The organism is Kribbella sp. CA-253562 (genome assembly GCF_050942265.1).
Lineage (GTDB): Bacteria > Actinomycetota > Actinomycetes > Propionibacteriales > Kribbellaceae > Kribbella.
Genome location: NZ_CP192049.1, coordinates 1371753 through 1394334 on the forward strand (window position 1 = coordinate 1371753; position 22582 = coordinate 1394334).

General features: G+C 66.2%; 21 protein-coding genes and 1 tRNA gene. 11 read left to right on the top strand and 11 right to left on the bottom strand.

The annotated features are described in order from the left end of the window. Window positions 1-11: 11 nt before the first annotated feature. Window positions 12-980 carry an ArdC-like ssDNA-binding domain-containing protein gene (locus ACQPXM_RS06645; RefSeq protein WP_432945840.1) on the top strand — a complete coding sequence of 323 codons (969 nt, stop codon included), beginning with the start codon at window positions 12-14 and terminating at the stop codon, window positions 978-980. Between the two features lie 372 nt (window positions 981-1352). Next, window positions 1353-1556 carry a helix-turn-helix transcriptional regulator gene (locus ACQPXM_RS06650; RefSeq protein WP_432945842.1) on the top strand — a complete coding sequence of 68 codons (204 nt, stop codon included), beginning with the start codon at window positions 1353-1355 and terminating at the stop codon, window positions 1554-1556. A gap of 613 nt (window positions 1557-2169) precedes the next feature. Here ACQPXM_RS06650 and ACQPXM_RS06655 read toward each other — a convergent pair. Beyond that, window positions 2170-2988, bottom strand: a complete 819-nt coding sequence (locus ACQPXM_RS06655) for a class I SAM-dependent methyltransferase (RefSeq protein ID WP_432945844.1) — start codon at window positions 2986-2988, stop codon at window positions 2170-2172. A 727-nt stretch (window positions 2989-3715) separates the two neighbouring features. Here ACQPXM_RS06655 and ACQPXM_RS06660 point away from each other — a divergent pair. Beyond that, window positions 3716-4456 (top strand): helix-turn-helix domain-containing protein, encoded by a 741-nt coding sequence (locus tag ACQPXM_RS06660; RefSeq protein WP_432945846.1) that lies wholly within the window; start codon window positions 3716-3718, stop codon window positions 4454-4456. 82 nt (window positions 4457-4538) lie between these two features. After that, window positions 4539-5105 carry an HD domain-containing protein gene (locus ACQPXM_RS06665; RefSeq protein ID WP_432945848.1) on the top strand — a complete coding sequence of 189 codons (567 nt, stop codon included), beginning with the start codon at window positions 4539-4541 and terminating at the stop codon, window positions 5103-5105. On the opposite strand, the gene ACQPXM_RS06670 is transcribed toward ACQPXM_RS06665, so the two are convergent. Further along, window positions 5082-5558 carry an NUDIX domain-containing protein gene (locus ACQPXM_RS06670; protein WP_432945850.1) on the bottom strand — a complete coding sequence of 159 codons (477 nt, stop codon included), beginning with the start codon at window positions 5556-5558 and terminating at the stop codon, window positions 5082-5084. The genes ACQPXM_RS06665 and ACQPXM_RS06670 overlap by 24 nt on opposite strands. Further along, window positions 5558-6298, bottom strand: coding sequence for an XRE family transcriptional regulator (locus ACQPXM_RS06675; RefSeq protein ID WP_432945852.1), 741 nt, complete (start codon window positions 6296-6298; stop codon window positions 5558-5560). The genes ACQPXM_RS06670 and ACQPXM_RS06675 overlap by 1 nt, the downstream gene beginning before the upstream one ends. 145 nt (window positions 6299-6443) lie before the next feature. Between ACQPXM_RS06675 and ACQPXM_RS06680 the strand changes: the two genes are divergently transcribed. The 3 genes from ACQPXM_RS06680 to ACQPXM_RS06690 all read left to right on the top strand — a co-directional run bounded on the left by ACQPXM_RS06680 (window position 6444) and on the right by ACQPXM_RS06690 (window position 11874). Then, on the top strand, window positions 6444-7919 hold the full coding sequence (locus ACQPXM_RS06680; protein WP_432945854.1) for a hypothetical protein: 1476 nt from the start codon (window positions 6444-6446) through the stop codon (window positions 7917-7919). A gap of 1 nt (window position 7920) precedes the next feature. Next, window positions 7921-8376, top strand: coding sequence for a PPC domain-containing DNA-binding protein (locus ACQPXM_RS06685; RefSeq protein WP_432945856.1), 456 nt, complete (start codon window positions 7921-7923; stop codon window positions 8374-8376). Window positions 8377-10662: 2286 nt separating this feature from the next. After that, a complete protein-coding gene (locus tag ACQPXM_RS06690) occupies window positions 10663-11874 on the top strand; it encodes a hypothetical protein (protein WP_432945858.1) in 1212 nt (403 codons plus the stop codon). Window positions 11875-11947: 73 nt separating this feature from the next. On the opposite strand, the gene ACQPXM_RS06695 is transcribed toward ACQPXM_RS06690, so the two are convergent. Both ACQPXM_RS06695 and ACQPXM_RS06700 read right to left on the bottom strand, forming a co-directional pair. After that, window positions 11948-12613, bottom strand: a complete 666-nt coding sequence (locus tag ACQPXM_RS06695) for a hypothetical protein (protein WP_432945860.1) — start codon at window positions 12611-12613, stop codon at window positions 11948-11950. Further along, the gene (locus ACQPXM_RS06700) at window positions 12613-13113 is read right to left on the bottom strand and encodes an RNA polymerase sigma factor (RefSeq protein ID WP_432945862.1); all 501 of its coding nucleotides are present in this window, start codon (window positions 13111-13113) and stop codon (window positions 12613-12615) included. Before ACQPXM_RS06700 ends, ACQPXM_RS06695 begins: the two co-directional genes overlap by 1 nt. Before the next feature lie 588 nt (window positions 13114-13701). On the opposite strand from ACQPXM_RS06700, the gene ACQPXM_RS06705 reads away from it, so the two are divergent. Next, a complete protein-coding gene (locus ACQPXM_RS06705; protein WP_432945864.1) occupies window positions 13702-14940 on the top strand; it encodes a helix-turn-helix domain-containing protein in 1239 nt (412 codons plus the stop codon). A 92-nt stretch (window positions 14941-15032) separates the two neighbouring features. On the opposite strand, the gene ACQPXM_RS06710 is transcribed toward ACQPXM_RS06705, so the two are convergent. From ACQPXM_RS06710 to ACQPXM_RS06720, 3 genes are all read right to left on the bottom strand, one after another. Beyond that, window positions 15033-15105: transfer RNA gene (locus tag ACQPXM_RS06710), tRNA-Thr, on the bottom strand. Window positions 15106-15147: 42 nt separating this feature from the next. Beyond that, window positions 15148-16317 carry an MFS transporter gene (locus tag ACQPXM_RS06715; RefSeq protein WP_432945866.1) on the bottom strand — a complete coding sequence of 390 codons (1170 nt, stop codon included), beginning with the start codon at window positions 16315-16317 and terminating at the stop codon, window positions 15148-15150. A 43-nt stretch (window positions 16318-16360) separates the two neighbouring features. Then, window positions 16361-17662: a hypothetical protein gene (locus ACQPXM_RS06720; RefSeq protein ID WP_432945868.1), complete on the bottom strand. Its 1302-nt coding sequence runs from the start codon at window positions 17660-17662 to the stop codon at window positions 16361-16363. Between the two features lie 101 nt (window positions 17663-17763). Here ACQPXM_RS06720 and ACQPXM_RS06725 point away from each other — a divergent pair, with 101 nt between their 5' ends. Next, complete coding sequence (locus tag ACQPXM_RS06725) at window positions 17764-18510, top strand: class I SAM-dependent methyltransferase (protein WP_432945870.1); 747 nt, start codon at window positions 17764-17766, stop codon at window positions 18508-18510. Between the two features lie 181 nt (window positions 18511-18691). Further along, entirely contained in the window at window positions 18692-20107 is a 1416-nt protein-coding gene (locus tag ACQPXM_RS06730) for a glycosyl hydrolase family 18 protein (RefSeq protein ID WP_432945872.1), read from the top strand. Window positions 20108-20150: 43 nt separating this feature from the next. Here ACQPXM_RS06730 and ACQPXM_RS06735 read toward each other — a convergent pair whose 3' ends face one another. Together ACQPXM_RS06735 and lexA are read right to left on the bottom strand one after the other, a co-directional pair. Beyond that, complete coding sequence (locus ACQPXM_RS06735) at window positions 20151-20438, bottom strand: DNA glycosylase AlkZ-like family protein (protein ID WP_432945874.1); 288 nt, start codon at window positions 20436-20438, stop codon at window positions 20151-20153. Between the two features lie 15 nt (window positions 20439-20453). Beyond that, window positions 20454-21113: a transcriptional repressor LexA gene (gene lexA, locus ACQPXM_RS06740; protein WP_432945876.1), complete on the bottom strand. Its 660-nt coding sequence runs from the start codon at window positions 21111-21113 to the stop codon at window positions 20454-20456. A gap of 79 nt (window positions 21114-21192) precedes the next feature. On the opposite strand from lexA, the gene ACQPXM_RS06745 reads away from it, so the two are divergent. After that, entirely contained in the window at window positions 21193-22041 is an 849-nt protein-coding gene (locus ACQPXM_RS06745; RefSeq protein ID WP_432945878.1) for a phosphotransferase enzyme family protein, read from the top strand. Between the two features lie 29 nt (window positions 22042-22070). Here ACQPXM_RS06745 and ACQPXM_RS06750 read toward each other — a convergent pair whose 3' ends face one another. Continuing rightward, window positions 22071-22568 carry a MarR family winged helix-turn-helix transcriptional regulator gene (locus ACQPXM_RS06750; RefSeq protein ID WP_432945880.1) on the bottom strand — a complete coding sequence of 166 codons (498 nt, stop codon included), beginning with the start codon at window positions 22566-22568 and terminating at the stop codon, window positions 22071-22073. Window positions 22569-22582 lie beyond the last annotated feature (14 nt).

Genomic DNA, 22582 nt, shown 5'->3' on the forward strand with positions numbered 1-22582 from the left:
CCACTTCGGCGGTGGATGCGCTGTACGAGATGCTCGTCGACGAGATCCGCAAGCTTCGGACGGCGGACGACTGGAAACGGTGGCTCAAAACGGCGTCCGCCTTTCACGAGTACAGCTTCCGAAACGCAGTTCTGATCGCGGCGCAGCGGCCGGACGCAACGTTCGTCGGTGGTTGGAACACGTGGAAGCACCTCGGGCGTCGCGTGGTGAAGGGGCAGAAGGCGATCCGGATCTTCGCGCCCGTCTTCTCGAGGTCGAACAAGGTCGTGGCAGGTGAGAACGAGGTCACCCGCCGCACCGACCACGAGTTGGCCGACGACTCGGAGACGGCGAAGACGCGGCCTGGGCGGCGGCTGGTCGGCTTCCGCGTCGCCCACGTCTGGGATGTGTCGCAGACGGCCGGCGAGCCGTTGCCGAAGCCGCCTAGCTCTGAACGTCTGGCGGGTCCAGCGCCAGTCGGGTTGTGGGAGGGATTGGCGACATGCGTCGAGGGTGAGGGATTCCGGCTCTCGGTTGAGCCAACCGGGCGGCCGGGCAGGGATGGTTTCACCGACTTCGAGGCGCGCCGGATCGTCGTCTCGGATTCGCTGGGCGAGGCGAGCGCGGTCGCAACGCTGGCTCACGAGGTCGCGCACATGATGATGCACGATCCCGATGCCGTGGCAGCGTCCGGCAGTGTGATGTGCCGGGGGATGAGGGAAGTTGAGGCGGAGTCGGTCGCCTTCATCCTGCTGGCGCATCACGGTCTGGAAACCGACGGGGAGACCTTCCCGTACGTCGCCGGCTGGGCTGCCTCGGTCGACAGCGCGGAGCCCGAGCGAGTGGTGCAGAGGACGGGCGAGCGAGTTCTGCGGATGGCGCGCGAGTTGATCGACCTGACCTCACAGCGCGCGGACGCCAGAAGTCGAAGGGCGCCGGCAAGGCATCTGAGCCTTGTGCAGGAAGTCGCCGCGCCGACGCCGGACGGCCCGGGGTTCTGAGGATGGGTGGGAGCGAGAGAGTCGCGGCGCTGAAGAGAGCACGGCAGCGTCAGGCGCGGATCGAGGCGGCGACGGGACGCGCGGTCCGGGCACGAACCGCGCTGGAGCGAGCGAATCGGTCACGGGAACTCGCGATCGAGCGCCACGACGAGAAGATTGCGAACGCCGAAGCGACGTCAGTGCGGGAAGCAGTCGAGCTGTCGAAGGTATGCGGCTCAGCAGAGGCGGCAGCGGAGATCCTTGGCCTGTCGCTTCGGGACATGCGGCGGCTGCTGAAGTCGGACGGCGGGGAACCGACGTCCCACGCGAACGTAAGAGCGCCACGCCGTAGTGCTCGGCGTGACGCTACGACCGCTGGAAAGGGAGGTGAAGATGAGCGAGTCGAACCATGAACCGCTCTGGGATATCGAACGCGTTGCCGCGTACCTGAAGATTCCGAAGTGGACGTTGTACGGATGGCGGACCAGGGGCTATGGGCCGCCGGCGAGCCGGATGGGACGCCACCTTCGGTACGACCCGGCCGACGTCATCGCCTGGAACGAGAAGTTGAAGAGTCCGGAGGCGGAAGCGGAGTGATCAACGGAGGACTCTCTCGAGGATCGCCGGTAAACCGCGCGAGGGTGCGTCGGCTGCGTTCCAGTCAGTGGTTCGAAGGACGGCGCGGATGGCGTTGGTGTCCTTGCTCGGCCGCCAACCGGTGAGGTGGGGCGGGACGAGCCATCGGTAGGCGTCTGCATCTTCGCCCTCGGTCCCGGGTGCTGGAACCCAGGCGGACGGTCCGGCGATGAGGTCGCCACCAACGGCAGCGGCTTCGGCGCGCTGGAGTTCTCCCGGGGCGAGGAAGAACTGCCACTCACGTGTCGCCCTGCAGATCGCCGTCGGGCACGCGGTGCCGAGCACCTGGTGGACGTGAGCGCCGTACGCGGCCGGCAGTCGAAGGACGTCGTAGTGATGAGTGACCAGCGCTATACCCCAGCCGTGGTCACGCCAGAGAGATTCGGCGTCACGAGCTCGGGTGACGAGGACTGGCGGACGAAGCGTGAGGTGAGATTCGATGCAATCGCGGAGTGGGCAGACGCACTGCCCTCCGCGACGTACCGCGAGTCGGGCCACAGGCCATCCGTTGGCGGCGAACCGTGCAGCCTGTCGGCGGAAGTCATGCGACCGCCGGGACGCGAACGGGACGAGACTAAACACGCCGCGCCACCCCGAGGAGCAGCGAGCTGGCGTGCGCGAGTTCGGGAAGCTCATCTGCCATTCGACTGCTGGCCAAGGCTGTCTGCAGCGGGTCGTGCTCGGTCAAGCTCACTGGAAGGTCGCTGTCGCTGAAGTACGAGTCGACCAGGACGGCCAGCCAACCACCGGGGCCGGTCAGTCCGTGAATGCTGACCGTCGGCATCACCTCGGACAGCTCGCCTCGCAGTTGCGTGACCGTGTGATACGTCGTGTTCGGCATTCGGTCGTTTTCGTCGCTGTAGCCGTTGGCGAGGATGGCGCGGACGATGTTCTGCCGCTGGTAGAGCGTGTTCGCGATCGCGGAACCGACGAGAGAGGCTGTCCGATTGATCGCGACCACGAGGAGCAGGCCGCCGGGACGGAGAACCCTGGCCGCCTCCTGAAGTGCGAGGATCCGGTGGTCCCGCACGCTCAGGTGGTACATCGGGCCCGCCATCAGGACGGCGTCGAAGCTCTCGGCTTTCCAAGGAAGCTTCCGGGCATCGCCTAGAGTCGCCGAGATGCCGGCTGCCCGCGCCTCGTCAACGTGGCGCTCGACTCGGTCGAGGAGTTCGACCTCGTACCCCTCCTGTGTCAGCCAGGTCGCGTGAACACCGGGACCGCCGCCGATGTCGGCGATCTTCGCCGGAGCGGACGGCAGGTACTGAGCCAGGAACTCACGCATGCGTTGGCGTTCGAACTGACCGCGGATGGTCGAGCTCAGACGCTCGGCCTCGCTGTGAAGGTTGGTGTAGTAGCGCTCCAGCTCGTCGAGTGTCCTGGTTGGTGTCACGGAAGTCCTTCATTGAGGCGGCCGTCCGGGATGGCCGCAACGGGTGGGTACCGGCCCGAGCGGCCGGCGTACGAAGTTGGAACGGCGGGCGAACGCGGGCAGGGATCACACGTTCGCCCGCCGGTCTGGCGGATCTCTCAGCCATGGGCGCGTTGGGGAGTACGGGGACCCAGCGGCTGAGAGACCCGGCTTGAGGTGGCGGGATCGGCGATCAGGTGGTGAGGAGGACACCTGACGGAGGGGACACCGATCCCGCCAGCTCTTCGGGTTGTGGTCAGTCTTCGTCCATCCAGCGGCGGAAACGCGAGCACAACCTCTCGAACCAGGCGGCCCATAGCTGGCCGCACCAGCGTCGCAGCCGGCTCAAGCGACGACTACCGAGGCGTCGGGCGAACCGGCACACAAGACACCCGACAGCTGGCGAACCGGCGCCCCATCGACTCTGCATAGCGCTGGGCGGCCTCCGGAGCGGCGGTGTAGTCGGCGATCGGGTGATCTCCGAACCACACACGCAGTCGCACCTTCGTGTCCGTGTCGCCGGGCGGCCTGACGTCGTTCACTGTTCACTCCCAACTCCGATCGCCGACCTGTCGTCGACGTAGCCCAAGACTGCTTGTCGCGGTGAGGACGTCGATACTCTGAGTTGGGACGTCTTGGGACGTTTTGTGCTAGCCTCGACTGGGACGTTTAGGGACCTCCTGGGCGTCTCCGAATCGGGGAGATCGGGTTGAACGAGGCACTACGGCGAGCGATGTACGCAGCCGGGCTCAGCGAGGAAGACATTGCAGCGCGACTCGGCGTGGACCCGAAGACAGTCGGGCGTTGGGTGGACGGCAGGTTGCCGTTTCCGCGCCACCGCGGGCCGCTGGCGCGGCTACTCAGTCTGGAAGAACCGGAGCTGTGGCCAGAACTTCTGACGCTGCAGGGCGCGCGCAGGACCTCGGGCGAGGTCGTGGCTGTCTATCCGCAGCGCAACCTGGTCACGAGGGAAGCTTGGAACGATCTGTTCCAATCCGCGGAGCACCAGATCGACATCCTCGCGTACGCTGCCTTGTTCCTGGCAGAGGACAAGCGCCTCGTCGGTCTCCTGGCGTCGAAGGCGACCGCGGGCATCCCCGTGAACCTTGCCCTGGGCAACCCGAAATCGCCGGCGGTTGTTCAGCGGGGGAAAGCGGAAAAGATTGGTGGAGCACTGCCTTCCAAGATCCGGAACGCACTCGTGCAATTCGGACCTCTGCTCGAGCGGCCCGGCGTATCGCTTAGGTTGCACGACACCGTGCTGTACAACTCGATGTACCGGGTCGACGACCAGTTGCTGGTCAACCAGCACGTGTTCGGCCTGCCGGCCGCACAGGCTCCGGTCTATCATCTGCGCCGACTCGAGGGCGGCGAGATGTTCGATCTCTACATGGAGAGCTTCGCCGAGGTCTGGAAGGCTGCACGTCCGGTGGATGGCGTGCCCGACTAGGGACGTTCCGCGTCCGGGACGTCCTGCGGACGTCCGAACAAGGCCTTCTCCGTCACCGATGGCGAGTCGTAGGGTCGCGGTCATGAGCAGAACGACATGGGCCAAGGGGATCGCTGAAGATCTCCTTGCCGAAGCGTTGCCGCAGCGTTGGTCGCACGTTCAGGGAGTGGCTGGGCGCGCCCGGACCCTTGACTCGATGCTGGGCGAAGATGCTGAGCTGATCGAGATCGCGGCATGGCTTCATGACGTCGGCTACTCGCCCTCGCTGGTGCGTACGGGGTTCCATCCGTTGGATGGGGCCAGATATCTCCGTGATGAGGTGGGCGTCGACGAAGTCGTCTGCCAGCTGGTCGCCCACCACACTGCTGCTGCCGTTGAGGCCGAGGAGCGCGGCCTCACTTCGGAGTTGGAAGAGTTCGCGCGGCCGGCACCGCGGCTTCTGAACGCCTTGATCTACTGCGACCTGACTGCTGGTGTCGATGGTTCGACGGTTGACGTTGATCAGCGTCTTGCCGAAATCCTGACGCGGTATCCGCCGGAGCACGTCGTACATCGGTCGATCACACGGTCGGCGCCGATACTGCGTGACGCCGCCCGGACCGTCAGTCGAAGCCTGGCTGGCGGGTCAGGTGAGGTACGGGGTGTCTGATCTCCGCAGGTAGTGCTCGATGCGCATCTGCATCGAGCGATCCATCTGCAGGCTGTCCAGTCGCGAGGTGTCGACCCACTCGACCTTCGTGCTTTCGTCGCTCGGGGTCGGCGTACCGCTGAGAGCGCGGCCCTTCAACAAGATCGAGAACTCCTGACGGGCTTCACCGTTGCTGGTGTACAGGATGATGTGCTTCGGATCGGTGTAGATGCCGATCAACCCGGTGATCTCGCACTCGATGCCGGTTTCCTCGCGGGTCTCGCGGATGGCTGCCTGAGTCATCGACTCACCCAGGTCGATCGCGCCGCCGGGAACGGCCCAGTTGCCGTTGTCGGACCGCTGGATCACGAGGACCTCGCCAGCCTCGTTCTCGATCACCACGTTCACCGAAGGCACCATGCTGTTCGCCTGAGGCGCGGCCGGGTCGTCGTAGTAGTCGATTCTGCGGGCCATCAATCCTCCGGCAGTGGAGCAGCGGTTTCCCAGACGGTCTCGAAGCTGTCGAGGTAGATCCCTGCGATCTCCCCGCCGGCAACCTTGCGGAGGTGCCATACGGGGGCAGCCGGCGCGGGAAATCCGTAGACGTGGGTGTTGACCAGGACCGTCTCGTCGGAGCGGTAGATCGAGTTGTAGAGCACGGTGCGGTGCGCCCGGAACTCGACTCCGGCGGCCTTGCGCAGCGGGCCGTACAGAACGAGCGCGTTGCGGATCTTCGCGGCCATCGCGTCACCGACGCCTTCTTGTTCGCCGCGGTCGCCGATGTTCCTGTCATCGGGATCCCCGACCAGAAACCGGACGCGCACGCCGTTCGCCGCCTTCTTGCGGAGGATGCTGAGCAGTCCACGGTCTTCGGCCAGGAAGAGTCCGGCGTACACCAGTACGCCGATCTCTTCCTCGGCGCTTTCGAACAGGCGTTGCCAGACGTCCCTGGGCACCTCGGTGCGGTGCGGGTAGACGGCCAGGATTTCGCTGGCGGACGCGGTCGTCACCTGCTCGCGCGAGAGCGCGTCCGGCCACAAGTAGCCCTCGTCGACGCCTAGTCGCGTGGCGACCTGGTAGCGGTGCCGGCGGTGCGGGGTCCGGCCCTTGACCCAGCGCTCAACCGTCTTGGTGTCGACGCTGACCTCGGACGCGAGCTCGTGCGGCGTGATGCCGTTCTCCAGGAGCGCGGTCCGGAGTCGTTCGTTGGCCATGTACCTAACCTAAGACATTTTGGGACGTCTTTAGCCTAGGCAAGACGTCCCGGAAGCGTCCAACCGGGTCGTAGTGGCGTCCTCACAGTCTGTAGCAGGCTGTCAGCATGAACCGACGACCAGCCTCCGGCGAGCATCAGCGACCATGGGCTGCTCGCGCGTCATGACCAGGGAAGAGCGCCAGCCCAACGTCCTGCTGAAGCAGGCGCGCGGCGCGCTCTCCCAGGCCCGGCTGGCCGAACTCGTCAACGAGGAGATTCTGCGCGCCACTGGCTCCATGGGCGCAATCACTGCTAAGTCAATCTCTGATTGGGAGCGCGGCTGGTACACGTGGCCCGGGAAGCACGCCCGGGACGCTCTGTGCCGAGTGCTCGGTGTGTCCGATGCCGCGGCGTTGGGGTTCGAGAATCGTCGTGCGGCTTCCTCCGGACCTGCGCAGGTCCGTGTCGCGTCGTCGGACACTACTGCGTTGATCGACCTCGCCAGCCTGAACGGCAAGGGCTCGCTTGGCCAGGGAGAGGTCGGTCGACTCAAGGTGCCCGGAGGCCGCCTGTTCTCGGGTCTCGACCTGGAGGCGTTCTACTGGCCGGCTGAACCGACCGGGCACGATCAGCTCGCCGTGAAGTCGCTCGACGACGAGGCGACGATCAGGCCGGACAGACGGTCGACGGTGATCGCGGTAACCGACGCGGCGGGGGAGGAGTGGTACCACGTCGCCGACGGTCGTCAGCTCGCACGGAAGCCGCTCGGACCCGACCGCACACGGCACGTCCCCTCGGCGTACGTCCTCGACGACCTCACCGTCGCAATCCTCTGGGTGATCACGAACACCGACGCGGCACTGCTCGCCGACGACTACTCGCTCGACCACTACCGCACCAAGCTGAGCCCGTACGGCGAGCTGCCGTCGTCCAGCCTGACCTTCGGCGCGGTTCCGGATCTCCATGAGTTGTCGGCCCGCTGGTTGGGTTCTCGATTTTGTGCGGACCACATCGTGCGCAACCTGGGCCGGCTCACGTCGACGCCGCTGTTTTGGAGCCGTGAGCAACGAGGTGAGGAAGCGTCGTCCTGGTTGATCTGGACGCACAAGATCGAGTACCTGCGGGCGACCACCAAGATGTTGAAGCGCCATCGCCGGGCGTTCTGTATCCCTGAGCACGAGGTGAAGAATTCGCCGCGGTACGAGCGAATCGTCTTGCTGCTCGCCGTGGCCCTGATGGAGGCTTTTCAGATCGCCGTCGACGTCACCGCCGCCCCCGACCACGGCCAGGTCGAAGGCTTCGTCCTCGGCGGCGAAGCCATCGTCGCGAACTGGCTGCGCGCTCCCGGACTCTGGTACGTCGACGCCAGCGCCCCACCCTCGCGCCGGATGGTCTACCGCGAGATCGCGGAGGCCGCGTCGAGCCGCTCGATCATCGAGCAGCCGACAGCAGCGCGCCGCCTGGAGGCGCTCGCCGGCTACCTCAACATCCCGTGGAGCTGGTTCCGCAAACGCTGCACTGACCTCTCGGTGGTCGGCGCCGGCGGTATCGCCCAGCCTCGCAGCAGGTTGCTCTCCACCGTCGGCCTCGACCTCGCCCTCAGCTACATCGCCAGCCTCGATCGAAACCAAGGAGCATGACTTGCACGCCGCCGAACTGACCATGGGCCGGACCTTCGCCGTTCGTTTCGATCACGGCGAGGACTTCTTCGAGTCACTCGCCACCTTCTGCCGGGAGCACGCCGTGCGGCAGGGCTTCGTCCCGATGTTCATCGCAGGCCTCCGCGAAGTGGAGCTAGTAGGCGCGTGCGAGAAGGTCGCGGATACGGAAGCGCCGGTCTGGTCTTCAGTCCATCTAGAGAGCGTAGAAGCGATGGGCGGTGGCACCCTTGCCTGCGAGCCCGACACAGGTGCCGTGCTGCCACACATCCACGTATCTGTTGGACTCAAGCACCAATCTGCCAGCGGCTTCACCAGCCATCTACTGGGAGCCAAGGTTCAGTTCCTGACGGAGATGTACCTCGTCGAGATCACGGGGCCTGCTATGAACCGAGAGCGGTTGACCGAGCTGTACGACGTCCCGCAGCTGCGCTTCTGATGGAGGTGGAACGCGCGACGAGCACGAGTCAGTTCGCAGGTTGCCGGCGGCGCCTCTCGTGGTAGCGGTCGCGCCGCCGAGGTCTGCCGCACCGAACAAGCTCAGCTGCTGCTTCCTGGTTCAAGCGGCCCGCGGCGACCGGCTCCGCAACTAGGCGTTACCTTCTCTATGCCAACTTCTGGCTGGAGCGCCAGGCCAGTCCGGCCGCATTCGTCGCGGGCGCGCTCGGCCGAACGCGGGATGCCGATGCGTCGAAGGTCGTAGCGGCCTCGTGGAGGGTTTCGTCGGCCAGCGAAGCGGAACCGGCGCGACGGTAGACCTTTGGCGTGAGTAGTGGACCGCGGCGGATCGGGTCAGCCCGATCGCGCCATGCTTGGCTGCGGTGGGTCGCGTGTTCGACTCGGCGCGACGGATTGTAGTACCGCCGGAGGGGACTGAGGATATCTGTAGCGGAAGCTGCAAGTCGGAATCGAGAATTTCGGTTTCCCGCGTCTAAGCGACGGCAACGACGTACTGCTGACTCGTACTCTGGGTGGATGCAGCTTCATCATGCAACGCTTCGGTTGGAGAACCCAGGGTGCCAGGACAAGGTCGCGGGCACCACGCGTGATGCTCCACCGGCGGCTGGATACATGGAATTTCGGACTCAGTATCAAACATTCCCCGATGAAGAGCGCGCATGAGCAAGCGAACCGTGAATCGATTTCTGAGTGCTGCCGCCGGCGTTAGTGTCGGCGTGTATGTCGGGAGTCGATTGATGCGGCGGTTGAACGCTTCGTCAAGTCGGTCCGGGTCAGCAACTCCCGAGGCGCCTAGCTTGGATGAGAAGCATGACCTCCGAAGCGAGCGGAGCCCTTCGCTGAAGGTTATTAGGCACCGAGTGCAAACAGGCTCAGCGGGCGGCGGCCGTAACAAGGGTCATCGTGATCTCCGGAACACCCTGCGGGGTGTGTTAGTTCTCGGGTTCTTGATATTGACGTACCAGATCAGTCAGCCGTTGTTGGAGGAGCCGCTGGATGTGATTTCCTCACCGGTCGACAGGGTTCATATATTCATCGAAACCGATATGGCCGCTGCGGACGCAATTTCAGGTATCAGGAATCTCAACACAGAAGTTTCACGCTACTCCGTGAATTCCTCTTACTTGTCAGTTGTTCTCCCCGAGTGGGTCAATGTGTGGACGTACAGGGACGGTGTCGGAGAAGATGATCACTCATGTACGTTGGATAGGGCGGGCGGGGACGGTTCGATTCAGTTGCCCTTTTGGGCAGAAGATGCTGCCTACCCGGCGACCACGAGTCTCCAACATTGGGGCCAAGGGAGCGCGAAGTCGGTGGGTAAGTTGGAATGCTTCAACCATACCGATCCATGGCGGGCGGCCGGCGCCGCTACCCTGATCGCGACTGTTCCTGACGTTCGCATCACATTGCTGACCAGGGTGACGAAACGGCATCCCCTGCCGTGCCCTATCGCGCCAGCGATCCAGCGTGCGGAGGCTCCAATCTCAAGCAGTTGGCGTGCGACGACTGGGGCTCGTGACTTCACGATCAATGGGAGAGTCGCGGAACGTGCGCAGCCGTGCAATGCCTTCAAACAGGGCCAGCGACAGGTCCTGTTGGTATGGTCCGGCGCGGCGTTTTCAGTAGTGGATCAACAAGCACAGGCATCGCTCATTCCCCGCGGCCTATTGGCGGGTGCTGCGCTGGGCGCGGCTGCTCAACTGGTTCTACAACTCGCATTCACCACCGTGGAGCCCATGGCTCGCAGAGCGCGCGCGGCTTATCGAAGATTCAGGGCAGCGCCCCGCCACGTGAGCGTCTGGGTGCGCAAGTTGAAGGCCCGGCGGATCAGCTCCCACACGGCTGGCGAGACCGCTACCCCGGCACGCCGGGAAGGGCGCCGGGCCGGTAGCGGCCGTCGAAGCGGATCCCAGCCGGGTCGGTGAAGCGCAGGCCCAAGATCCTCGATCTGGAACGACGGAACTTCGGTCGCGGTGTCGACCACGGTGGTCATAACGCCTCCTGCTGCGGGGGTTGGTGACGCCCTGATCCCGCGCATCCGGTTCCACCTGTTGCGCCCTTGGCAACCATTGGTTGCCCACTGGTCCCGAGCGCGACCACCGGATGTGACCAGGGTGCGGTCGAGGCCGTGGTGGCGTCCTCAATCATTCGATTGTTTTGCAACTTGCTGCAAAACTGGCAGGGCCCGACTCCCGCTCTGGACGTCTGCCCATTGTGTGCATAGCGTCGATGAAAGGGGAGATTTTCGACTTCGGAGGTGGGGCCAATGGCGCGGTCGAGATTTGCAGTGAGTTTTATTTCGACAATCGTTGCAGCTGGGACTGTGGGGGCGCTACTCGCATCGCCCACATCGGCTACGCAGTTTGCGTCACCGGGTGGCGTAAACGCCGGCCGGCAAACGCTCCAGGAAGTCGATGCGAGCGAGGCCGAGAAGGAACGATTCGCGGCACAGGCGGATACCGGTCCGCAGAGTTTGCGAGATCAGAAGTCGCTACTCGTCAGTGCATACTCGAAGGAGAATGGCGGGCTCGGGACCTACTACGATCACGCCGGTGGCAAGTTCGTCATCCGCCGGCCGAGGGCCGGCCTCGGCAGTTCCCTTCCGCTTGGTCGCGTGATGCAGGGCGGAGTGGACGCCTCGACGGTGTCGAGTAAGTCCACGAAGGCCGAGGTCGATGGGGCTATTGCGCGCCTCACTGAGCGAACATGGAGTCCTGGCGCTGCTCAATACAGCTACGGATTCTATTATCATGCCAAGGAGGACGTCGTGAAAGTGACGACGAACGCTCCGAGTGAGGTCATGAAACCGCTTCTCGATCGCTTTCCGGGATTGATCTCCTATCGCTACGATGCGAACGCTGCGCGGCGAAGTCGTACTCAGGATCCGCAGCCACATCGGGGTGGCGCCCACATCGAGGGGATCCAGAGCGGAAATATGTGCACGAGCGGATTTACGTTCCGATCTTCTACGGGCCGCTACATGGTCACGGCAGGGCACTGCTACTCGTTCAACGAAGGAGTGATGTCGCCCAACGGCTACTCCGGCTGGGGGCGCGTCGTTAGTCGTCCAAGTTTCCCCGCGTACGACATGGAAGCGCTCGGGGGAAGTGCATACGGCTCCGTAATCTATGTCGGAAACCAGACTGGCACGACGATCTTGGTAGGCGGCGCAGGGACGGTTGCCGAGGGTGGCGTCTTCTGTGAGAGCGGCGCTTGGTCCGCAGAAGTCTGCGGCCGGGAAGTCGTCAGTACCGTGGCTCGGTGGTGCGACACTTACGGCTGCACGCCTGGCTTGCTTTTGCTTACCTCCTCGGGATCTGGTGCATGGGACGGCGACTCGGGCGGGCCTGTCTACAACTACGCCGGCGGCAAGGTATATATCCGCGGCATGATTGTTGCGGCCAGTGGCTTGGATACCTATGCGGAGAAATGGACAAGCATTCAAGGTCAGTTCAGCGCGACGATCGCTACTAGCTGACCTGGCACCGGGGAATCGGTAGATCCGAGTCTGCACGTCCGCCGAAGTGCAGGCTTCATTCCTGCCGGCTACGTCAGTTGATTGCGATTCCCCATGGCCCACCTTGGACGTCCACAGTTCGTTGATCGGCATTGCCGAGCGCGCCGACGATGAAAGACTGAACCGCATATATATCGTATCGGCCAGGATCGATCTCGCTTTCCCCGCAGGCGCGCAAAGTTGCGTTCATGTGGTACTCGTAGCTTTGGCCAGGGGCAAGAGCAAGAACCTTTCCGGTCCCTCTGTCAGGAGTAGACATGGCGAGCACGCGACGATCTCTGATGACATAGAGTTTTGCGCCAGAACTGTTAGTCATCAACTGTTGTGTGGCCGTGGACGTGTTCGTTATCTTGATGGTTACCGAGATCGCTGCACTGCCTTTAAGCGACGCGGGTGGCACCGTTCCTTCGAGGCGGAGCACTGAATCTGCCTCTGGTCGTGGATCGAACCGTGAGCCGCAGCCGGGTAGACCCTGGCCAGGCGATGCAGCCGGAATCATGGGGTCCGGATCAGACGACGGCAGGATCATCAGCGCTCCGGTTGTGAGTACTGAAAGTGCAAGGACAGAGACGCCCCCAACGATCGCCAGCTTCCGGCGCCGGCGTCTGCGGATTCGAGACTTGAGATCATCGCGGATCAGCAGCAAGTCCGGCGCGTCGGCTGCTCGCGCTTCGAGTGACTCTTTCAGGATTTCACGCATCAGAGCGCCTCCTCGATGGCACCAAGTTCATCGGCGAGACGGACCTTGGCGTCTGCCAGATGGCGCTTGACGGTTCCGACGCTGCAGCCTAGTTCTGCCGCGATGGCTGGGACGGTGAGGTCGTCGTAGTAGCGGAGAATGACGCACGCTCTCTGACGTGGAGACAGGCTTGCCACCGCGTCGAGGACGCGAGTTCTCAAGGGGATTTGCTCTTCGATCAGGTCCGTTTCAGACCGAGACGTGAGCAGGTGCCGTCGCGCCTCCCACTTGTCCTGCTTCCGCCGGCCCTCAAGGTACAAATTGAGGACCGCACGCCGAGTGTAGGCCTCAAGTTGGTCGATATCGTCGCCTGTTTGCAAGCGCGCAAAAACGCGTAGCAACGCCTCCTGGACTAGGTCGGCCGCGTTGGAGGCGTCACCGCACAAGAGGTACGCATATCTACTGAGCGCAGGCCCACGAGCGGACAAGAGGTCGTCAAACGAACGCTCCCATCCTGTCATGAGCATCCTCCTCGTCGGCCTTTGTAAGACTAGATGGCGGCGGGCCGCTCAACGTTGGGGTGGACCGCCAACTTTTTCCTGGCTGACCGACAGTGCCACCTGCCTGCGCGGCGTCGACGCCTGTGAGCCGGGGCCTCGCTCTCGCCTGCCGCGAGGGACGGAGATCGAATCACCCGCCGCGAGCAGTCGGATCAGCGACGCCCCTCGCCCCTCGCGCCTGACCTTCTGAGCGACGAAGCCCTGTGCCTCGCCTGGCGGACCTGCGGACTCCGAGGCATTCGGTGGTCGGCCGAGAGGGCCTCAGCCGTTGATCGAAAGTGGCTGCCCGGTGGTCGGGTAGGCGCTGAACACGGGGAGGTTGAGGTGCCGAGGAGCCCGCTTCCGATCGGGACGTGGGGTGAGATCACGACGTCGGTAGAGAGTCGTGACGAAAGGGGGCGCCCAACGAAGTATGAGGCGAATGCGCGGTTCCGGGACTTCGATGGGCGTACGCGACAGGTCGCGGCTTGGGGAGCATCGCGAGCTGAGGCGAAAGACCGGCTTCGGGAGAAGCTGACGACGCGGGTCAGGACCGAGGGTTCTGCTGTCTTGAAATCGACCGATCGAGTAGCCGTGGCGATTGGGCTGTACCTCGCGGAGGTCAAGGCCAAGGTTGACGATGGGTGGCGCGCACCGGGCACCTACGAGACCTATGTCTACCAATCGACGAAGAATCTGGTCCCTCGGATCGGAGAGCTGCAGCTAGCCGAGGCGAGTATCCCGCGAGTCAACAGAGTGCTCGTTGGAATCAAGGATGAAGTCGGCGTTGCGAGCGCGAAGACCTGCAAGAGCATCTTGACCGGAACCTTCGCCCTGGCGGTTCGGTACGGCGCGCTGACGCACAATCCGGTGCGGGAGATCGAGCCGCTGGGAAAGAAGCGCCGTACGCCGGCCAGGGCGTTGGATGCCGAAGATCGGCAGCAGTGGTTTGAACTGCTGCGCCAAGACGAGGGCGCCGTCAAGGCCGACCTAATCGACATCAGCAAGTTCATGCTGGCGACCGGTGAGCGGATCGGCGAGACGCTTGCGGTGATTTGGAGTGGAATCGATCGGGAGACCGGAGTGGTCGACTGCAGTCATCAGATTCAGCGGCTGGTCGGGCAGGGGCTGGTCCGGCGGGCGGTGAAGACCGCCGCGGGCGAGCGTTTGCTCGTCCTGCCGGACTGGGCGCTCGAGATGGTCAATGCGCGATGGACGCCCGAAACGCCCCCTGACTCACCGCTGTTTCCAGACTCGATCGGTGGGTTCCGAGATCCGCACAACGTGCAGAGGGCGCTTCGTAGTGCGCGTCGTCCGGTCGGCACTCGTCGACGTGCCGAGCTCGGGAAGACTTTGAAGGGATTCCGTCGCGCCGGAGGCTTCACTCAGGATGAGGTCGTCGCCAAGTTGGGCTGGCGCAAGACGAGGATCAGCCTGATCGAGACTGGCCGGGTCAAGGTGACTCCGGAGGAAGCGGCTGCGCTGTCTCAGTTGTACGGCCTGGCTCGATCGGACCGTTCTGCGCTGATGGAGGCGGTCGAGCTAGCTGGTCTGCCGTCATTGGCGGACGAACTTGCATGGGTGACGTCGCACAAGTTTCGGAAGACGACCGCGACGATCTTGGACGACGGCGGACAGTCCGCCCGCATGATCGCGGATCAGCTCGGCCAGGCCGACACGACCACCACGATGAACGCGTACGTCGGCCGGAAGGTGCTCAATCCGGAGGCGGCCCGCATCCTCGACGAGGCGCTGAGGTCGATCCATAACCAGGACCGACAACCGCCGCCAGGCCCCGACCTCGGATGACAAATCTGATGTTCCGAGAAGCAAAGCGGTGAGTAAGTGATGAGTTGGAGCCCAAAACTTCATCGCTACCAGGGCATATGCCCTGGTCAGAGAGCCGACGAGGGGACTCGAACCCCTAACCACCGCTTTACAAGAGCGGTGCGCTGCCAATTGCGCCACGTCGGCGGGTGCGGGTTGATTGTAGTGGATCGGGGGGTGGGGGTGGTGTCAGGTGGTGGAGTGGCGGAGGGCTCGGGCTCCTGGGACGGCGACGAGGGCGATCGCGGCGAGGAGGGTGAAGGCTGCGGTGGGGTGGTCGACCAGGAGGCCTACCGCGGTGGCTACCAGGAGGCCGCCGAGGTTGCCGGAGAGCCAGATGAGGCCGGCGGCGGTGCTTTCGGCTTGGCCGGTACGGCGTTCTACGAGTTCCAGGACTACGGGGAGGGCGGGGAGGAGTAGGAGGCCGATGATGGTGATGGCGATGAACGCGGTCAGCGTGCTGGGGGCGACGGCCAGGGCTGCGCAGCCTAGGGCTGTCGCGGTGAGGCTGAGGGCCAGGAGGGCTGACTGGGCTTGGCGGCGGGCTACCAGGATGGGGATGGCGGCGCTGCCGATGACGCCGGCGACGACGTTGACCAAGAGGATGGTGCTGGCGGTGTCGGCGGGGACGCCGGCTGGTTCCAGGAGGGCCTGGGCGAAGGTGGTGAGGGCTACGAAGACGCCGAAGGGGAAGAGGGCCAGGACGCAGAGGCGGCGGATCAGGGGGTCGGACCAGGCCAGGCGGAGGGCGTTGCGGTCGGGGCGCGGGGCAACGGGTTTGGCGACAGGAGGCCGGCGCAGCGTGAAGAGCAGAGCGAAAGCGGCTGCGACGGCGAAGGCCGCGGACAGTACGAGGACCACCGGGATTTGGTTGCTTGAGGCAAAGATGCTGGAGAGCACGAAGGCGATCATCATGCCGGCGAAGATGCTGGCGGTGCCGGTGGCGATGCCGGTGGGGCGGTCCTTCACCGCGAGGTAGCGGCCGGTGATGCCGGTGACGGCGTTCAGGACGAGGGGCTGGGCGATCGAGGCGAGGATCTGGCCGGCCAGGATCCAGGGGTAGGTGTCGCCGAGGCGGATCAACGCGCCGGCCGCCGTGAGGAAGGCGCCGGTCAGCAACGCGGCGCGGAACCAGCGGTCGAGCAACAGGCCCGCGGGAATCGCCAGTACGACGTACAGGAGTGGGAAGACCTGGGCCAGCCAGCCGATCGCGGTTTCGCTGACGTCGTACCGGGTGGCGGCGACCGTGGTGACGCCGGCGAAGTTGAGCCACACGAGTTGGGTCGCGGCACCGACCAGCGAGTACGCCGCGATCGGCGCCCATCGGCTGCGGAGGCCGACGGCCTGCTTGTCCACCATCAGTTCCCCTCCCCGGACGCTTACCGAAGAGTAAGGCACCCGGTCAGCGTTTGACCGCCGCCACCAGCGCGGATTCGGTGAGCTTGAAGTGCTTGGCCAGAGCACGGTCGCGGACAGCGGAATCGTCGGGCGACTTGGCGAGCTCGGTGTAGAACGCGTTGACGCGGTTCAGCCCGTACGTCGTGACGAGGTGCTCGACGATCAGCCAGCTCACGCCGTAGCTCTGGTCGTCGTAGTCGCCGTGGAAGACGCCGTCGATGGGCAGCACCGTGAGCTTCGGCAGGGCCTCGCGGCGCAGGGAGCGGCGCTGGTCGGCAAGCCACCGGCGATGGCCCTCGTCGGCGGTGAGCTTCAGCTCGACGTACTCGGCGAAGCCCTCGACCAGCCAGGTCGGGGCGCCGCGGCCGAGCGGGGCCATCGCGGCGTGGGTGAACTCGTGGGCCAGCAGGAACCGGCCGGTGTCGCGGCGTTCGCCGGGGTGGATGACGATGCGGCTGCCGGTGACCTTGAACCGGTTGGCCTCGGCGTTGAGCACCGTGTAGTTGGGGACCGCGACGGCGGCCGCGGGGTGGCCGCCGGTCTGCCAGTCGGCGTCGAACGACCGTTTGTCGCCGAGGGCAACGACCAGGATGCCGGCCTGGGCGCGCCGGGTGGCGGTCCGGACGGAGGGCACGGCGACCGCGGCCTCGCGGACCAGTCGCCGGCCGTTGGCGCGTTCGGACGGCGGAACGACCACCGCGATGCCCTTGCCGCGGACGACCTCGAGCGGCCCGAGGTCCCACGGCTCGGGGGTCGACCGGCGATCCGCCTCGGCGGCCAGGTCGTCGTCGTCCACGAGCAGCCAGCGGCCGCGGCGTTCGGCGAAGGTCAGGCCGGCCGGAACGTAGCGCGGGGCGGGGTCGATGCCGGCGACCTGGACCAGCATCATGATCCGGAGCGCGTACGCGTTCTTGCCGTGCTGCGTCTGCGGCTCGGGCACCCAGCGGGCCTCGCGCCGGTAGGACAGCGAGCGCAGGCCGAGCTTGCGCAGGTTGCTGTACTGCACCTGCTGCCGGGCGCGCAGCTTGGTGTCGACGTGTGCCAGGAACTGCGGCAGCTTCCCGGTCAGCACCGCCGTCGCGCGCGCCTTCAGGACGGCGTCGATCTGCGCGAGCATCTTCGGGTCGCCCTCGTCCGAGGACGACGGTGTCGCGGCGGGCGTGGCCACCGGCGTACCGGATGACACCGGCCGCTCGTCCGGACGGCGTACCGCGACCGCCCAGGTCGCGGCCGCCGCGACGATCGCCAGTACGACGGCGCCCGCGATCCACAGCACCCGTCGCCGGGCCCCGAACTCGCCACCCATGTGTTGTCTCCCCAACCGAACCAACCCCAGCCCCACCCACCCGGTCGGCAAAGAGTACAGGCGCATCGCCGGTCTTTGGTCACGTCCGGTTGAATCGCGATATGACCGAGCTGACGAGTCCGTACGACGACCTCGCCGACGCCTATCACTCGACTGTCGACGCCGACGGCGGCGGTCTCGACGATCCGGTTTTCGACGAGCTGGTCGGCGACCTCCGCGGGCAGCGGGTGGCTTCGATCGCCTGCGGGCAAGGTCGTGACGCCCGTCGGCTGGCCGATCTCGGTGCGCAGGTTGTCGGGGTCGATGCCTCGGAGACGCTGCTGGTTCACGCCCGCCGGCTCGAGCAGGACAGCCCGCGCGGGATCGAGTACCTGCACGGCGACGCGCAGCGGCTCGACGGGCTGGCGGACGCGTCGTACGACGGCGCGGTCTGCTACATGGCGCTGATGGACATCCCCGAGCTCGAGCCGGCGCTGCGGTCGGTCGCCAGGATCCTGAAGCCGGGCGGCTGGTTCGTCGCGTCGATCGTGCATCCCTGCAGCAAGCCGCCGTCGCACGGCGAGTTCGTCGACCACACGACGGGCGCGGCCCGCCGGGTCACCGGCCGGTACTTCGAGGAGGGCCCGTACGACAGCGTGACCCGGTGGGAGATCCTGCCGCGGGTGTCGTACCACCGGACGCTCTCGACGTACGTGAACACCCTGGTCGCGGCCGGGCTGAGCGTCGAGCGCCTGGCCGAGCCGGTCGGGGACCGCCCGGTCTGGCGGGAGGCTCCGGGCCTGCTTTACCTGCGCTGCCGCCGACTCGAGCTGCCGCCTGCGGGGATTCTTAACGCAGTGAACTCTTGACGTCACGGAGCGAAACGCGATTCACTGATCGCGACTTCGGTCAGATCTTTTCTTTAAGTACACCTTCGTTCGACCGCCCCCGGAAGGTGTCACCCGAAGGACGGCCCGTGCGGGCCGCTCCGTCGGTTCGCTGACCTCTCGGGGGTGCCGCCCAGGACCCGTCCGAAAGGAACCCGCCCCCATGAAGGCTTTTTCTTCACCTTGGATCAAGCGCCGAACTCGCTGGGCCGTCGCCGGACTGGCACTGGCCACGGCCGCCGCCGGGGCCGTCGTCGCCCCGTTGGCCGGAGCCGCTCCCCAGTCCGAGAGCGGCGCCACCGCGACGAGCGCCGCCGCTGCCCTGCCGAGCGGGTTCAGGAGCGTCGGCTACCTGCCGTCGTGGTCCGGCGACGTGACCACCGTCCAGTACTCGAAGCTGACGCACATCAACTACGCCTTCGCGCTGCCGAACTCCAATGGCACGCTGCAGCCGATCGAGAACACCGCGAAGCTGTCCCAGCTGGTCAGCCGCGGCCACGCCGCCGGTGTCAAGGTCTCGCTCGCGATCGGTGGCTGGAACGACGGCAACGACTCCGCGTTCGAGACGCTGGCGGCCAACGCGGGCAGCCGGACGACGTTCGTGAACAGCGTGATGGGCGTGATCAACCAGTACGGGCTGGACGGGGTCGACATCGACTGGGAGTACCCGGACCCGGGCACGTCGGGCAACAACTTCACCGCGCTGATGCAGCAGCTGAGCAGCACCCTGCACGCCAACGGCAAGCTGCTCACCGCCGCCGTCGTCTCCGAGGGCACCACCGCGAACGGCGTCCAGCCGGCCGTCTTCGGCTACGTCGACTGGCTGAACATCATGGCGTACGACGGCGGCAGCCCGCACGCCAACTACGACTGGTCGATCAACGCGGCCAACTTCTGGAAGAACCGCGGTCTGCCGAAGAACAAGACCGTGCTGGGCGTGCCGTTCTACAGCCGCCCCGGATACCTGACCTATGCGCAGATCGTGGAGATGAACCCGAACAACGCGAACGTCGACTGCATCAACAGCGGCGGGCAGCAGTGCTACAACGGCATCCCGACGATCAAGCGCAAGACCCAGTGGGCGGTCGCGAACGCCGGCGGCATCATGAACTGGGAGCTGTCCCAGGACGCGCCGGGTAGCGCCTCGCTGGTGAGCGCGATCTTCGACGCCGCGGGCGGCACCACCCCGCCGATCGGCGGCACCGGTCCGATCACCGGCATCGGCGGCAAGTGCGTCGACGTTGCCGGCGGCAACAGTGCGAACGGCACCGCGGTCCAGCTGTGGACCTGCAACGGCACGGCCGCCCAGACCTGGACCGTCGGCAACGGCACCGTGCGGGCCCTCGGCAAGTGCCTGGACGTCACCGCCGCGGGCACCGCGAACGGCACGCAGGTCCAGCTCTACGACTGCAACGGAACCGGCGCCCAGGGCTGGCAGCCGCAGACGAACGGCACGCTGCTCAACCCGGCCTCCGGCCGCTGCCTCGACGCCACCGGCCCGAGCTCGGCCGACGGCACCCGGCTGCAGATCTGGGACTGCGCCCGGACGTCGAACCAGCTGTGGAACGTCCCGGCCTGACCGCTTGACTCCGGCGCCCCGCTCCCGACCAGGGGGCGGGGCGTCACTGCTTGACGAACTCGATCTCCGGCAGCGCGAGCCAGGCGGCGAGGTCGGCCAGTTCGTCGTGGATGCCCTGGGAGATCGCGCGGCTGAAGCGGACCTCCGGGTGCAGCGCCTGCACGCGCAGTACGCCGGCCTTGCGGTCGGCCTTCACGTCGGCCTTGCCGACCAGTCGTTCGCCGTACAGGATCGGGAGGGCGAAGTAGCCCCAGCGGCGTTTGGCGGCGGGCTTGTCGGCGTCCAGGAGCTGGGCCCTGACAGCGATCCGGCGGGCCTGCTCACTGGTCAATCGGCGCACGGAAGGTCAGACCGTGCGGAGAACCGAGACGACGACGCCGAGGATGGTGGCGTTGTCGCCGTCGATCACCTCGTACGCCGGGTTGCGGGGCTCGAGATACACGTGGCCGTTGCGGCGGCGGAAGACCTTCACCGTCGCCTCCTCGTCGATCATCGCGGCGACGATCTGGCCGGAGTGGGCCTCGGACTGCTGGCGGACCACGACGATGTCGCCGTCGCAGATCGCGGCGTCGACCATCGACTCGCCGCGGACCCGCAGGCCGAAGACCGTGCCGCGGCCGGTCAGGCCGCGCGGCAGGTTGAGGTGGTCGTCGACGTGCTCGATCGCGGCGATCGGCGTACCGGCGGCGATGTCGCCGACCACCGGGACGGAGACCGAGTCGTCGGAGACCGTGGAGCTGCCGCCGTCCTGCAGGAACAGGCGGACGTCGATCGGGCGCGACACCGACGTACCGCGGTGCAGGAAGCCCTTCTCCTCCAGGCTGGCCAGGTGCTTGGACACCGACGAGGCCGAGCGCAGCCCGACCGCCTCACCGATCTGCCGGGTGCTCGGCGAGTACCCGTGCTGGTTCACCCAGTCGCGGATCACGAGGAGGATCTGCTGCTGCCGCTGGGGCAGCGATGCCGGGGCCAGGTGCTCGAACGGGTCGGTGTCATAAGTACTCACCCGCGAAAGCGTAGAGGGCGCCACCCCCAGAACCGTCGACCGGCGCGGAGGTGACTCCGGCGGCTCGTACGGTGGAGCGATGTTGCCGATGGGGTTGTCGATGCTGTGGGAGAAGACCGAGCCGGAGCAGGCGCTGCGCGAGCGGTTCGGGCTCACCGGGTTCGAGGCGGCGGGCGAGTGGGTCGGCGAGGTGCTGGGCGCGGTGTGGGGGATCGAGGCCGCGGGGTGCGGCCGGCTGGTGATCAGTGACCAGAACGCGATCGTCTGGATGGACAGCGACCGGGGTCCGCTGGTGGTGAAGTGGTCGCGGGCGCAGGGACAGTTCGACCGGCTGGAGGCGTCGACGGGGTTGCTGCGCGTGCTGGACGAGCGTGGCGTGCCGGTGGCCGCGCCGATCCCGGCCCCGGACGGGCGTGTCCGGGTGGTGGTCGACGGGCCGGCCTGCGAGCTGTCGCTGGCGGTGCTGCCGGAGGTGACGGGCGACTGGCTCGACGTGGAGGACGAGGACGCGGTCCGGGCGGCAGGGGCTTGTCTGGCCGAGCTGCACAACGCGCTGACCGGGTACGACGACGACCGGCTGATCCACAACGACACCAGGCCGCGGCCGACCGGCGTACCCGGGGTGCCGCCGCTCGACGACGCCAAGCAACCGGTGCACAACGACTTCAGGGCGGCGAACATCCTCACCCGCGGCCCGAAGATCGTCGCCGTGCTCGACTTCGACGAGCTGGCCTGGGGGCACCGGGTGGAAGACCTGGCCCAGGCGGCGATCTATCTCGGCACGCGGTTCACCAACTGGCAGCCGACGTCACCCGCGGTACGCCGTACGTTCCGCGAGGGCTACGAAACCGTCCGCCCGTTGAGGCCCGCCGAGGACCGGGCGTTCGAGCCCCTGCTGCGCTGGTACGAGCAGCACTCGGGATTCTGAAACAGCGTTTTACCGCCTGATACGGTGTTTCAGGTCGGCGGTTCCAGGTCGGTGAGCCACGTCTTCAGCAGCCCTTCGAGCTGGCTGATCTGGGCGGGCGTCAGCCCGGACAGCAGACGTTGCTCGTTGGCCATGTGAGCGCTGAAGGCCTTGTCGATCAGCCGGCGCCCGGCCGGGGTCAGCTGGACGACGCGGCCGCGGCCGTCGGTGCTGCTGCGCATCCGGCGGACCAGCCCGGCCTGCTCGAGCCTGTCGACGCGCTTGCTGACCGCGCCGGTGGTCACCATCGTGTGCAGCGCGATCTCGCCGGGCGCCCGCTCGTACGGCATACCGGCGCGGCGCAGCGCGGCCAGGACGTCGAACTCGCCCTCGGTCAGTCCGAACTTGGCGTAGACGAGGGCCAGTTCCGCGGTCAGGTGGGCCGCGATCCGGTGCAGCCGGCCGATCACGCCCTGCGGGCTGACGTCGAGGTCGGGGCGCTCGGTGTGCCAGGCGGCCTGGATCCGGTCGACACGGTCTTCGGTCACCCGGTCAGCATATA

Bases quoted from the DNA above. Each gene is read 5' to 3' on its own strand.
- ACQPXM_RS06700 (WP_432945862.1), bottom strand. From the start codon at position 13,113: ATGACAGGATGGGAGCGTTCGTTTGACGACCTCTTGTCCGCTCGTGGG.
- ACQPXM_RS06675 (WP_432945852.1), bottom strand. From the start codon at position 6,298: ATGGCCAACGAACGACTCCGGACCGCGCTCCTGGAGAACGGCATCACG.
- ACQPXM_RS06650 (WP_432945842.1), top strand. From the start codon at position 1,353: ATGAGCGAGTCGAACCATGAACCGCTCTGGGATATCGAACGCGTTGCC.
- ACQPXM_RS06745 (WP_432945878.1), top strand. From the start codon at position 21,193: ATGTTGCCGATGGGGTTGTCGATGCTGTGGGAGAAGACCGAGCCGGAG.
- ACQPXM_RS06695 (WP_432945860.1), bottom strand. From the start codon at position 12,613: ATGCGTGAAATCCTGAAAGAGTCACTCGAAGCGCGAGCAGCCGACGCG.
- ACQPXM_RS06715 (WP_432945866.1), bottom strand. From the start codon at position 16,317: ATGGTGGACAAGCAGGCCGTCGGCCTCCGCAGCCGATGGGCGCCGATC.
- ACQPXM_RS06670 (WP_432945850.1), bottom strand. From the start codon at position 5,558: ATGGCCCGCAGAATCGACTACTACGACGACCCGGCCGCGCCTCAGGCG.
- ACQPXM_RS06730 (WP_432945872.1), top strand. From the start codon at position 18,692: ATGAAGGCTTTTTCTTCACCTTGGATCAAGCGCCGAACTCGCTGGGCC.
- ACQPXM_RS06680 (WP_432945854.1), top strand. From the start codon at position 6,444: ATGGGCTGCTCGCGCGTCATGACCAGGGAAGAGCGCCAGCCCAACGTC.
- ACQPXM_RS06720 (WP_432945868.1), bottom strand. From the start codon at position 17,662: ATGGGTGGCGAGTTCGGGGCCCGGCGACGGGTGCTGTGGATCGCGGGC.
- ACQPXM_RS06725 (WP_432945870.1), top strand. From the start codon at position 17,764: ATGACCGAGCTGACGAGTCCGTACGACGACCTCGCCGACGCCTATCAC.
- ACQPXM_RS06690 (WP_432945858.1), top strand. From the start codon at position 10,663: ATGGCGCGGTCGAGATTTGCAGTGAGTTTTATTTCGACAATCGTTGCA.
- ACQPXM_RS06665 (WP_432945848.1), top strand. From the start codon at position 4,539: ATGAGCAGAACGACATGGGCCAAGGGGATCGCTGAAGATCTCCTTGCC.